Consider the following 12814-nt stretch of genomic DNA (forward strand, 5'->3'; position numbering starts at 1 on the left):
GAGGTTCCGTGTCGGATTCCGACTCCTTCGTCCACCTGCACGTGCACAGCGAGTACTCGATGCTCGACGGTGCCGCCAGGCTCTCCGACCTCGTGGCGGAGACCGCCGCGCAGGGCATGCCGGCCGTGGCGGTGACCGACCACGGCAACATGTTCGGGGCGTTCGAGTTCTGGAAGACCGCGAAGGCGGGCGGCGTCAAGCCGATCATCGGGACCGAGGCCTACATCACGCCGCGCACCCACCGGTCGGACAAGACCCGTGTGCGCTGGGGCGACGGTGGCGGTGACGACGTCTCGGGTGCCGGCTCGTACACGCACATGACGATGTTCGCCGAGAACACCACGGGCATGCACAACCTGTTCCGGTTGTCGTCGAAGGCGTCGCTCGAGGGGTACTACTTCAAGCCCCGCATGGACATCGAGCTCCTGCAGGAACACCACGAGGGCATCATCGCGACGACGGGATGCCCATCGGGCGAGATCCAGACGCGTCTGCGGCTCGGGCAGTACGACGAGGCCGTCCAGGCCGCCGCGGACTACCGCGACATCTTCGGCAAGGAGAACTACTTCGCCGAGGTCATGGACCACGGACTCGAGATCGAGCGCCGGATCATGAGCGACCTCATCCGCCTGGCGAAGGACCTCGACATCCCGCTGGTCGGCACGAACGACCTGCACTACACGCACGCGCACGACGCCACCTCGCACGCGGCGCTGCTCTGCGTGCAGTCGGGGTCGACGCTCAACGACCCGAACCGCTTCAAGTTCGACGCCGACGAGTTCTACCTGAAGACGCCGGCGCAGATGCGGCACGTCTTCCGCGACAACCTCGAGGCGTGCGACAACACGCTCCTCATCGCCGAGCGCTGCGACGTCGAGTTCGACACCTCCGCCAACTACATGCCGAAGTTCCCCGTGCCGGAGGGGGAGACCGAGCACTCCTGGTTCGAGAAGGAGGTGGCGAAGGGGCTGCAGTACCGCTACCCCGGCGGCATCCCGGCCGACGTCCAGGAGCGTGCCGACTACGAGGTCGGCATCATCAACCAGATGGGCTTCCCGGGGTACTTCCTGGTGGTCGCCGACTTCATCAACTGGTCGAAGAACAACGGCATCCGGGTCGGCCCGGGTCGCGGGTCCGGCGCCGGCTCGATGGTCGCCTACGCGATGCGCATCACCGACCTCGACCCCATCCGGCACGGTCTCATCTTCGAGCGGTTCCTCAACCCGGACCGCGTCTCGATGCCCGACTTCGACGTCGACTTCGACGACCGGCGCCGCGGTGAGGCGATCAAGTACGTCACCGAGAAGTACGGGTCGGAGCGCGTCGCGCAGATCGTCACGTACGGCACGATCAAGGCGAAGCAGGCCCTCAAGGACTCTTCGCGCGTGCTCGGGTTCCCCTTCGGGATGGGCGAGAAGCTCACGAAGGCGATGCCGCCGCCCGTGATGGGCAAGGACATCCCGCTCACCGGCATCTTCGACAAGGACCACCCGCGGTACAAGGAAGCCGTGGACGTCCGGACCGTCGTCGAGACCGACCCGGAGGCCAAGACGGTGTTCGACACCGCGCTGGGGCTCGAGGGGCTGAAGCGGCAGTGGGGCGTGCACGCCGCCGGCGTCATCATGTCGAGCGACCCGCTGATCGACATCATCCCGATCATGAAGCGGGAGCAGGACGGCCAGATCGTCACGCAGTTCGACTACCCGGCAGCGGAGTCGCTCGGCCTGATCAAGATGGACTTCCTGGGCCTCCGGAACCTCACGATCATCAGCGACGCCCTCGACAACATCAAGAGCAACCGCGGGATCGACCTCGACCTCGAGACCATGGGCCTCGAGGACCCCGAGGCCTACGCGCTCCTGCAGCGCGGCGACACGCTCGGCGTGTTCCAGCTCGACGGCGGCCCGATGCGCGGGCTCCTCCGCCTCATGAAGCCGGACAACTTCGAGGACATCTCCGCGCTCATCGCCCTGTACCGACCGGGGCCGATGGGTGCGAACTCGCACACGAACTACGCGCTGCGCAAGAACGGTGAGCAGGCGATCACCCCGATCCACCCCGAGCTCGAGGAGCCCCTGGCGGAGATCCTCGGCGGGACCTACGGCCTGATCATCTACCAGGAGCAGGTCATGGCCATCGCGCAGAAGGTCGCCGGGTTCTCCCTCGGCCAGGCGGACATCCTCCGCCGCGCGATGGGCAAGAAGAAGAAGTCCGAGCTGGACAAGCAGTACGCCGGGTTCCAGCAGGGCATGAAGGACAACGGGTACTCCGACGCGGCGATCGGGACGTTGTGGGACATCCTGCTGCCGTTCTCCGACTACGCCTTCAACAAGGCGCACTCGGCCGCGTACGGCGTCGTGTCGTTCTGGACCGCGTACCTCAAGGCGCACTACCCGGCCGAGTACATGGCGGCGCTGCTGACGAGCGTCGGCGACGCCCGTGACAAGCTCGCGCTCTACCTGAACGAGTGCCGCCGGATGGGCATCCGGGTCATGCCGCCGGACGTGAACGAGTCGATCGGGTTCTTCGCCGCCGTCGGGGACGACATCCGTTTCGGCATGGGAGCCATCCGCAACGTCGGGTTCAACGTCGTCGACGACATCGTCGCGGCGCGCACCGAGAAGGGCGCCTTCGAGTCCTTCCACGACTTCCTCCGCAAGATCCCGATCTCGTCGGCGAACAAGCGGACGGTCGAGTCGCTCATCAAGGCGGGCGCGTTCGACGGGTTCGGCGACAGCCGCCGTGCCCTGGTCGAGATCCACGAGGGCGCGGTCGAGGCCGCGGTGAAGGTCAAGCGCGACGAGGCCAACGGCAACGTCGGGTTCGACTTCGACTCCCTGTTCGCCGAGGTCGCGGAAGAGCAGCCGGCATCGCTCACGGTGTCCCAGGTGCCGGAGCGGCCGGAGTGGTCCAAGCGCGACAAGCTGGCGTTCGAGCGGGACATGCTCGGGCTCTACGTGTCGGACCACCCGCTCGCCGGGCTCGAGATCGAACTCGCGAAGCACCAGTCGATCACCATCGCCGACCTGCTCGGAGCGGACGACTCGGTGGAGGGCGAGACCGTCACGGTCGCCGGGCTCCTGACGAGCGTGCAGCACCGCGTGGCGAAGACGAGCGGCAACCCGTACGGGATCGTCGACATCGAGGACTTCGGCGGCCAGATCGGCGTGATGTTCCTCGGCAAGACGTACCAGGAGTTCGGGCCGTCGCTCGTCCCGGACTCGATCGTGGTCCTGCGCGGCCGCGTCAACGTCCGCGACGACGGCAAGGCCCTGCACGCCGTGAGCATGTTCCAGCCGAACGTCGGCGACGCGATGGGGTCCGGGCCGCTCACGCTGTCCCTGCCGGAGCGCCAGGCCACCACACAGACGGTGACCGAACTGGCGGCCGTGCTCGGTCGGCACCAGGGCGACACCGAGGTGCGGTTGAAGCTCCTCAAGGACGACGTCGCCCGGACGTTCGAGCTGCCGTTCCCGGTCGCGCTGACACCGGACCTGTTCGGAGAGTTGAAGAGCCTGCTCGGACCGCGCTGCCTGGTCTGACGGCTCCGGTACCAACCGCGACCGAGCACCCCCGTCGTCCCCGGTCGACGGTGGTGCTCGGTACGCTGGGGGCCTCATGATGCAGCGAATCGACCTCCGCGGGGGGCTCCCGCCCCGCGCCGAACTCCTCCGTCTCATGCCGCGTGCCGCCGGTGACGTCAGCAGCGCCACGGCCGCGGCCCGGGACCTCGTGGACGCCGTCCGCGAGCACGGCGCGGCCGCGCTGCACGAGCAGGCGGAACGCTTCGACGGTGGAGCGCCGGAGCACGTGCGGGTCCCGGCCGCCGAGATCGACGCGGCCGTCGCGGGCCTCGCGCCCGAGCTCCGGGTCGCCCTCGACGAGGCGATCCGCCGGGTCCGGGCCGCCAGCGCGGCGCAGGTGCCCACCGGGTCCGTGACCACGCTCGCCGACGGAGCCGAGGTGCACCAGCGGTGGCAGCCCATGCGTCGCGTCGGCCTCTACGTGCCCGGCGGCAAGGCCGTCTACCCGTCGAGCGTCGTCATGAACGTCGTCCCCGCGCAGGTCGCCGGCGTCAACTCCATCGCCCTCGTCTCCCCGCCACAGCGCGACCACGGGGGACGCGTGCACCCGACGATCCTCGCCGCGGCCGGACTGCTCGGCGTGGACGAGGTCTACGCGATGGGTGGCGCCGGCGCGGTCGGCGCGCTGGCGTACGGCGTGCCCGAGATCGGTCTCGACCCGGTCGACCTGGTCACCGGCCCGGGGAACAACTACGTCGCCGCCGCGAAGCGCCTCGTCCGGGGCGTCGTCGGCATCGACTCCGAGGCCGGTGCCTCCGAGATCCTCGTGATCGCCGACGACACGGCGGACCCCGGGTACGTCGCCGCCGACCTCATCAGCCAGGCGGAGCACGACGAGCAGGCCGGCAGCGTGCTCGTGACGACCTCGGCCGCGTTCGCCGACGCGGTGGAGGCGGTGATCCCGGAGCGCACGGCGGTGCTCGGGACGGCCACGCGCCTCCAGGCCGCGCTCGACGGACCGCAGTCCGCGATCGTCCTGGTGGACTCGCTCACCGACGCCGCGACCGTGAGCAACGCGTACGGGCCGGAGCACCTCGAGATCCAGACCGCGGACGACGACGCCGTGCTCGCGGACATCGACGCCGCCGGCGCGGTGTTCGTCGGGCCGCACGCGCCCGTCAGCCTCGGTGACTACCTGGCCGGGTCGAACCACGTCCTGCCGACCGGCGGCCAGGCACGGTTCGGCTCCGGGCTGTCCGCGTCCACCTTCCTCCGGCCGCAGCAGGTGGTGCGGTACACCGCGCAGGCACTCGCCGAGGTGGTCCCGCACATCGTGGCGCTCTCGACCGAGGAACAGCTGCCGGCGCACGGTGCGGCCGTGTCGGAACGCACGAACCGCTAGCCTGGGGGCGCCATGTTCTGCCCCTTCTGCCGCCACCCGGACTCCCGCGTCGTCGACTCCCGGACGAGCGACGACGGAACCTCCATCCGACGCCGCCGCCAGTGTCCGAACTGCGGGCGGCGGTTCTCGACGACCGAGACCGCGTCGCTCAGCGTCGTCAAGCGCAACGGCGTCCTCGAACCATTCAGTCGCGAGAAGATCATCTCCGGCGTACGGAAGGCCTGCCAGGGGCGCCCGGTGACGGACTCCGACCTCGCGGTGCTCGCGCAGCGGGTGGAGGAGATCGTGCGGTCCTCCGGCGCGAGCCAGATCGAGGCGAACGACATCGGCCTGGCCATCCTCAGCCCGCTCCGCGAGCTCGACGAGGTCGCGTACCTCCGCTACGCGAGCGTGTACCAGGCGTTCGACTCGCTCGAGGACTTCGAGGACGCGATCGGGCAGCTGCGGATCGACCACCACGCCGGCCCCCGGGAGCTCCGCGCCCCCGACCGCAGCACGGACGGCGCCAGCGCGTGAGCGGCGTCGAGACGCTCGTCCGCGCCGGCTACGGCGTGGTGTTCCGCACGGTCTTCGCGAAGATGGACCCCGAACGGGCGCACCACCTCGCGTTCGCCGTCATCCGGTGGCTGCCGAAGGTGCCCGTCGTCGCCGGCGCCGTCGAGCGCTCGGCGCGGCCGTCCGCCGAGGACGGGATCACCACGATGGGCATCCACTTCCCGTCCCGGTTCGGGATGGCCGCCGGGTTCGACAAGGACGCCCGCGCGATCGCCGGACTCGGCGTGCTCGGGTTCGGGCACGTCGAGGTCGGCACCGTCACGGCGCGACCCCAGCCGGGCAACGAGCGTCCGCGGCTCTTCCGACTGATCGCCGACCGTGCGCTCATCAACCGGATGGGCTTCAACAACCACGGCGCCGTCAAGGCCGCCGGACGCCTCGAGCGTGCCCGCCGGAACCCGGGGCGCCCGGTCATCGGCGTGAACATCGGGAAGAGCCGGGTGGTCTCGGTCGAGGACGCCGTCGAGGACTACCTCGAGTCGACGCGCCTGCTGGCGCCCTTCGCCGACTACCTGGCCGTGAACGTCAGCTCGCCGAACACGCCGGGCCTCCGCGGACTGCAGGAACTCGACCACCTCCGCCCGCTGCTCGCCGCCGTACACGAGGCCGCCGGTCGCACCCCGGTCCTCGTCAAGATCGCGCCGGACCTGACGGACGAGCAGATCGACGCCATCGCCGGACTCGCGGTCGACCTGGGCCTGGCCGGGGTCATCGCGACGAACACCACCGTCGAGCGCGGCGGACTGACCACCCCGGACGCCGACGTCCGGGCGATGGGTGCGGGCGGGCTGTCCGGCGCACCGCTCGGGGAGCGCTCGCTCGCCGTGCTGCGACGCGTCCGTGCCGCCGTGCCCGCGGGGTTCTGCGTCATCGCGGTGGGCGGCGTCACGTCGGAGGCGGACGTCCAGGCGCGGATCGAGGCCGGTGCGACGCTCGTGCAGGGCTACACCGCGTTCCTCTACGAGGGGCCGACCTGGGCGATGCGGATCAACCGGCTCCGGCGGCGGCGACTGCGCCACAGCTGACGCGTCAACGGCTCCGCGGACGACGCAGTGCGTCGTGCTGCTCCGCTGACGACCCGTCCCGTGCCGGACCGCGACCTGCGTCCCGCGTTGCGCACCGTCGGCCGGGAGGCGCGCGCCGGGCTGGTACCGGGCCTCCCGTCAGCGGGAGGTGCGCGTCGGGCTGGAACCGAGCCGCCCGTCAGCGGGAGGTGCGCGTCGGGCTGGCGCCGCGCCTCCCGGCCGATCGCTCGACGCGATCGGCGCCCCCGGACGACGAGAGCGCCGCCGACCCGGAGGTCGACGGCGCTCTCGTCCGCCGGCTGCCGGCGGAAGGCCCTGTTTCAGAGCAATGGGTCTGTGCCAGAGCGTCGAATCTGTGTCAGAGCGTCGGGTACTGCCCGCGCTTGACCTGCGGCTTGGGCAGGCGGAGGAACCGCAGCTGCCACCCGCGCGTGAGGATGTAGAGGAAGTTCCCGCGCTGGAAGGTCCGGCCGGCGGCGGCGAAGCGTCGACGCAGCATGAACCAGATGACCGTGCAGTCGAGCACGAAGAGCAGCACGAACGCCCAGATGAACAGCAGCGAGTACGAGGCCGCGGGCGTCTGCGCGGCGACGAAGCCGACGATCAGGAAGAGCACGAGGACGGGCATCATGACCTCGCCGACGTTCCAGCGGGCGTCGATGAAGTCGCGGATGAAGCGACGCTCCTCGCCCCGGTCCTTCGCCGGGAGGTAGCGCTCCTCGCCGTTCGCCATGCCGACCCGCGCACGCTCGCGCTCGGTGTTCAGACGCGCCCGGGCGGCCTTCTTGTCCGCGGGGGAGTTGCCGACGATCGGACGCCGGTTCGCGGCTTCCCGCTCGCGTCGCGAGGGCGTCGGGCGACCCTTGCCGTGTGCGACGAGGTCGTCGTCACCGGGGTTCACGGTCACGTTGGTCTTGGGGGCTGCCTTCGCCACGGTGGTTCCTAACGGCGTTGTGCGGGCTGGACGTCCTCTAGATTACCGGCCATGACCGACTCCGAGAAGCACAGCCCCGACGCCGGATCCCAGGCACCCGCGACCGAACCCGCCCTGCTCGAGGCGCTGCGCGAGCACGTGCACGGTGCACTGCCCACGACGATCGCCGACCTGTCCGCCCTGGTCCGCATCCCGTCGGTGTCGTGGTCCGCGTTCGACCCCGCCCAGGTGCAGCGCAGCGCGGAGGCGGTGGCCGATCTGGTGCGGTCGACCGGTGTGTTCGACGAGGTCCGCATCGTCCGCTCCGCCGTCGAGGGCGACACCCCGACCGACACTGCCGACACGGACACCGAACTCGGCCAGCCGGCGGTGCTCGCGGTGCGCCCTGCCCGCAACGGCAAGCCGACCGTCATGCTGTACGCGCACCACGACGTGCAGCCGCAGGGCGACGACGCGCTCTGGGAGACCCCGCCGTTCGAGCCGACGCTCCGCGGTGACCGCCTGTACGGGCGCGGCGCCTCGGACGACAAGGCCGGCGTGATGACCCACGTCGCGGCGCTCCGTGCCGTGCACGCCCAGTTCGGCGACGACCTGGACGTCGGCATCGTGCTGTTCGTCGAGGGCGAGGAGGAGTTCGGCTCCCGCTCGTTCCGCACCTTCCTGCGGGAGCAGCGTGACCACCTCGCCGCCGACGTCATCGTCGTCGCGGACAGCGACAACTGGTCGACCGAGGTGCCGGCGATCACGGTGTCCCTGCGCGGCAACACCACCTTCAAGCTCACCGTGACGACCCTCGAACACGCGAGCCACAGCGGCATGTACGGGGGAGCGGCGCCGGACGCCATGATGCCGATGGTGCGTCTGCTCGCCTCGCTGCACGACGACGATGGAGCGGTCGCGGTCGCGGGGCTGACCGCGCACGACGCGCCCGTGCCGGAGCGCTCCGAGGCGGACTTCGCGGCCGAGGCCGCCCTGGTCGACGGTGCGCGTCCCGTGGGCAACGGTCCCGTGCTGTCCCGGATGTGGTTCCAGCCGTCGATCACCGTGACCGGTCTCGACGTCCCGAGCGTCGCGAACGCGTCGAACACGCTCCTGCCCACCGTCTCGGCGCGGGTGTCGGTGCGGGTCGCGCCCGGCCAGGCCGCCGCCGAGGCGTTCGCCGCCGTGGAGGCCCACCTCCGCGATCGCGTCCCCTTCGGCGCCCGGATGGAGATCACGGAGGTCGACACCGGTGACGGTTTCCTGGTGGACGCGTCCGGCTGGGCGGTCCGCGAGGCCCGCACCGCGATGTCCGAGGGCTGGGGCACCGACCCGGTGGAGCAGGGCATCGGCGGGTCCATCCCGTTCGTCTCGGACCTGGCCGCGGAGTTCCCGGAGGCGCAGATCCTCGTGACCGGCGTCGAGGACCCGGACACCCGGGCGCACAGCCCGAACGAGTCGCAGCACCTCGGCGTGCTGCACCGTGCCGTCCTGTCCGAGGCCGTCCTGCTCGCCCGCCTGCAGGGCCGCGCGTGAGGTGTCTCCTCCACAGGTGCTGGACCGGGGTCCCGGAGGTCGGTGCGCGTGCTTAGAATCGACGCGACGGCCGGTGAACGTCACCGCCAACGAGGGAGACGCCGATGAGCGACACCATCACGACCGAAGCAGCGACCGACGCCCCGTCGCACGGTGTGCTGCTGAGCGACGCGGCTTCGGCGAAGGTCGCCAGCCTGCTCGAGCAGGAAGGCCGCGACGACCTCCGCCTGCGCCTCGCCGTCCAGCCCGGCGGCTGCTCGGGCCTGATCTACCAGCTGTACTTCGACGAGCGGCTCCTCGACGGTGACGCCACCGCGGAGTTCGACGGGGTGGAGGTCGTCGTCGACAAGATGAGCGTGCCCTACCTCGACGGCGCCACGATCGACTTCGAGGACACCATCCAGAAGCAGGGCTTCACGATCGACAACCCGAACGCGCAGGGTAGCTGCGCGTGTGGCGACAGCTTCCACTGATCGTCCGACGATCCGACACGCGAACGGGGAGCGACCGACACGGTCGCTCCCCGTTCGCGTCCCCGGACCGGTTCCCCGACGTCGATGACCAGGGGAAACCGGCTTCCGCAGCCCTCGTTCCGTCCACAACGCGTGTCGGTTGTGCGCTCGGTGTCGACGGCTGCGAGTAAGCTAGGAGTGTTCCAACCAAGCTGGGAGCCACCCATGTGCCGGCCTCGTGCCGACCGCGGAGCTCGTCGACGGGATCCTCGTCGTCAGCCAGTCGACCACCGACTGGATCCGGCCCACGTCTTTCCGAGAGGTAACAGTGCGTTCGAATCGCCGTATACGTTGGGCGGCCGTCCCGGTGGCCGTCGGTCTGGTCATCGCACTGGCTGGTTGCTCGCAGCAGCAGCTGAACGGATGGCTCCCCGGCACGGAGGAGACGAAGGACGTCACCAACCACACGAGCCGCATCGTCGGCCTGTGGACGACGAGCTGGATCGTCCTGCTGGCGGTCGGTCTGATCGTGTGGGGCCTCGTCATCTGGGCCGCGATCGTCTACCGCCGCCGGAAGGGCCAGACCGGCCTGCCCGTGCAGATGCGGTACAACATGCCGCTCGAGATCTTCTACACGCTCGTGCCGCTCATCCTCGTGCTCGGCTTCTTCGCCTTCACCGCGAAGGACCAGGAAGCGATCGAGAAGCCCTTCGCGCAGCCGGACGCCACCGTGCACGTCTACGGCAAGCGCTGGGGCTGGGACTTCAACTACATCGACCAGAAGAACCCGAACGACAGCGTCTACTACCAGGGCATCCAGGCCCAGGAAGAAGAGAACGGCGGCGGGGCGGTCGACGAGTCGCTGCTCCCGACGCTGTACCTGCCGGTCGGCAAGAAGGTCGAGATCGAGCTCAGCTCGCGCGACGTCAACCACTCCTTCTGGGTCATCGACTTCCTCTACAAGAAGGACATGCTCCCGGGGAAGACGAACTACGAGTACTTCATCCCGGAGAAGGAAGGCACGTACCAGGGCAAGTGTGCCGAGCTCTGCGGTGAGTACCACTCGCTGATGCTCTTCCAGGTGAAGGTCGTGTCGCAGGCGGAGTACGACGACTACCTCCAGTCCCTCGCGGACGAGGGCAACGTCGGTCTGCTCGGCAACGAGTACGACACCAACACGAACCAGCCGAACAACGAGGCGCCTGCCGAGGCGTCGAGCGACAAGAAGTAAGGGCGCGTCTCAATGACAACGTCATTCGTCGGCCAGGCGACCACCAGGCCCTCGACGCCGGACTTCCAGGCATCGAAGGTCGGTCGCAAGGGCAACATCATCGTGCGGTGGGCGACGTCCACCGACCACAAGACGATCGGGTACATGTACCTGATCACCTCGTTCCTCTACTTCCTGCTCGCGGGCATCATGGCGCTCGTCATCCGCGCGCAGCTGTTCGAGCCGGGTCTCCAGGTCGTGCCGACCAAGGAGCAGTACAACCAGCTCTTCACGATGCACGGCACGATCATGCTGCTGATGTTCGCGACGCCGCTCTTCTCGGGCTTCGCGAACGCGATCATGCCGCTGCAGATCGGCGCGCCGGACGTGGCGTTCCCGCGTCTGAACGGCCTGGCCTTCTGGATGTACTTCTTCGGCAGCGCCATCGCCGTCGGCGGCTTCCTCACCCCGCAGGGTGCAGCTTCGTTCGGGTGGTTCGCCTATGCGCCACTGAGTGACACGACGTTCACACCAGGGTTGGGCGGCACGTTGTGGGTGTTCGGTCTCGGCATGACCGGCTTCTCCACGATCCTCGGTGCGGTCAACTTCATCACCACGATCATCACGATGCGTGCCCCGGGCATGACGATGTTCCGCATGTCGATCTTCACCTGGAACGTCCTCGTGACGAGCCTCCTCGTGCTGATGGCCTTCCCGGTCCTCGCGGCAGCGCTGTTCGGCCTCGGTCTCGACCGCGTGTTCGACGCCCAGATCTTCAACCCGGCCAACGGTGGGGCACTGCTCTGGCAGCACCTGTTCTGGTTCTTCGGACACCCCGAGGTGTACATCATCGCGCTGCCGTTCTTCGGCATCGTCTCCGAGGTCTTCCCGGTCTTCAGCCGCAAGCCGATCTTCGGGTACAAGACCCTCGTCTACGCGACCATCACCATCGCGGCCCTGTCGATCACGGTGTGGGCACACCACATGTACGTCACCGGCGGCGTGCTGCTGCCGTGGTTCTCGCTCATGACGATGCTCATCGCGGTCCCGACCGGCGTGAAGATCTTCAACTGGGTCGGCACCATGTGGCGCGGCTCGGTGACGTTCGAGACCCCGATCCTCTGGGCGATCGGCTTCCTCGTCACCTTCACGTTCGGTGGCCTGACCGGCGTGATCCTCGCCTCGCCGCCGCTCGACTTCCACGTGTCCGACTCGTACTTCGTCGTCGCGCACTTCCACTACGTGGTCTTCGGCACCGTCGTGTTCGCGATGTTCTCCGGCTTCTACTTCTGGTGGCCGAAGTTCACGGGCAAGATGCTCAACGAGCGTCTCGGCAAGATCCACTTCTGGCTGCTCTTCGTCGGGTTCCACACGACGTTCCTCATCCAGCACTGGCTCGGTGTCGTGGGCATGCCCCGTCGGTACGCGACCTACCTGCCGGACGACAACTTCACGTGGATGAACCAGGTCTCAACGGTCGGCTCGATGATCCTCGGCATCTCGTTCCTGCCGTTCATCTTCAACGTCTACGTAACGGCTCGGAACGCGCCGAAGGTGGCCGTGAACGACCCGTGGGGCTACGGCCGCTCGCTCGAGTGGGCGACCTCCTGCCCGCCGCCGCGGCACAACTTCACGTCGATCCCGCGGATCCGTTCGGAGTCCCCGGCGTTCGACCTGAACCACCCGGAGGCCGGCGTGCCGGTCGGTGTGGGACCCGCGAAGGACGCTCCCGACGCTCCGACCTACGACGCCGCGAAGGGCGAGGTGAAGTAACACGCCATGCGCGCCAACACCAATCTGTTCTGGATCCTGTTCATCTTCTTCGTGATCGCGGACGCCGCGTACACGATCTGGTCGGTCATCTACTACGGCAACATCGAGTGGGTCGGTACCCTCTCGATCGGCCTGACCGGGATCATGTCCGCGTTCATCGCCTTCTACCTGGGCCGCGTCATGTCGGCACAGGGCGGGGTGCTGCCGGAGGACCGCCAGGACGCGAACATCGAGGACGGCGACGCCGAGCTCGGGCACTTCAGCCCGTGGTCGTGGTGGCCGATCTTCCTGGCCGCGGCCATCGCGGTCTGCTTCCTCGGCGTCGCCGCCGGTCTGTGGATCGTGCCGATCGGTCTCGCGCTCGTCGCGATCACCCTGGTCGGCTGGGTCTACGAGTACTACCGCGGCAACTTCGGGCACTGAC

General features: G+C 69.0%; 10 protein-coding genes. 9 read left to right on the forward strand and 1 reads right to left on the reverse strand.

Annotation, left to right across the window (positions count from 1 at the left end; all coding sequences use genetic code 11):
* The first annotated feature begins 59 nt into the window (after positions 1-59).
* The 4 genes from dnaE to DEJ32_RS00295 all read left to right on the forward strand — a co-directional run bounded on the left by dnaE (position 60) and on the right by DEJ32_RS00295 (position 6506).
* The gene (gene dnaE / locus DEJ32_RS00280; protein WP_375342305.1) at positions 60-3542 is read left to right on the forward strand and encodes a DNA polymerase III subunit alpha; all 3483 of its coding nucleotides are present in this window, start codon (positions 60-62) and stop codon (positions 3540-3542) included.
* A 76-nt stretch (positions 3543-3618) separates the two neighbouring features.
* On the forward strand, positions 3619-4926 hold the full coding sequence (gene hisD, locus DEJ32_RS00285; protein WP_110899949.1) for a histidinol dehydrogenase: 1308 nt from the start codon (positions 3619-3621) through the stop codon (positions 4924-4926).
* Positions 4927-4938: 12 nt separating this feature from the next.
* The gene (nrdR, locus tag DEJ32_RS00290; protein WP_110825286.1) at positions 4939-5442 is read left to right on the forward strand and encodes a transcriptional regulator NrdR; all 504 of its coding nucleotides are present in this window, start codon (positions 4939-4941) and stop codon (positions 5440-5442) included.
* A gap of 62 nt (positions 5443-5504) precedes the next feature.
* Positions 5505-6506, forward strand: a complete 1002-nt coding sequence (locus tag DEJ32_RS00295; protein ID WP_284180721.1) for a quinone-dependent dihydroorotate dehydrogenase — start codon at positions 5505-5507, stop codon at positions 6504-6506.
* A 358-nt stretch (positions 6507-6864) separates the two neighbouring features.
* On the opposite strand, the gene DEJ32_RS00300 is transcribed toward DEJ32_RS00295, so the two are convergent.
* On the reverse strand, positions 6865-7440 hold the full coding sequence (locus DEJ32_RS00300; RefSeq protein ID WP_110825288.1) for a DUF3043 domain-containing protein: 576 nt from the start codon (positions 7438-7440) through the stop codon (positions 6865-6867).
* A gap of 51 nt (positions 7441-7491) precedes the next feature.
* Here DEJ32_RS00300 and DEJ32_RS00305 point away from each other — a divergent pair, with 51 nt between their 5' ends.
* From DEJ32_RS00305 to DEJ32_RS00325, 5 genes are all read left to right on the forward strand, one after another.
* A complete protein-coding gene (locus DEJ32_RS00305) occupies positions 7492-8955 on the forward strand; it encodes a dipeptidase (RefSeq protein ID WP_110899950.1) in 1464 nt (487 codons plus the stop codon).
* 104 nt (positions 8956-9059) lie between these two features.
* Positions 9060-9428, forward strand: coding sequence for an iron-sulfur cluster assembly accessory protein (locus DEJ32_RS00310; RefSeq protein ID WP_110825290.1), 369 nt, complete (start codon positions 9060-9062; stop codon positions 9426-9428).
* Positions 9429-9735: 307 nt separating this feature from the next.
* Positions 9736-10638, forward strand: a complete 903-nt coding sequence (gene coxB / locus DEJ32_RS00315; RefSeq protein WP_110825512.1) for a cytochrome c oxidase subunit II — start codon at positions 9736-9738, stop codon at positions 10636-10638.
* 12 nt (positions 10639-10650) lie between these two features.
* Positions 10651-12390 carry a cytochrome c oxidase subunit I gene (gene ctaD / locus DEJ32_RS00320; protein WP_181419595.1) on the forward strand — a complete coding sequence of 580 codons (1740 nt, stop codon included), beginning with the start codon at positions 10651-10653 and terminating at the stop codon, positions 12388-12390.
* Between the two features lie 6 nt (positions 12391-12396).
* On the forward strand, positions 12397-12813 hold the full coding sequence (locus tag DEJ32_RS00325) for a cytochrome c oxidase subunit 4 (RefSeq protein ID WP_110825291.1): 417 nt from the start codon (positions 12397-12399) through the stop codon (positions 12811-12813).
* The last annotated feature ends 1 nt before the right edge of the window (position 12814 follow it).

It is taken from the genome of Curtobacterium sp. MCPF17_046, from assembly GCF_003224295.1.
Taxonomy (GTDB): Bacteria; Actinomycetota; Actinomycetes; order Actinomycetales; family Microbacteriaceae; genus Curtobacterium.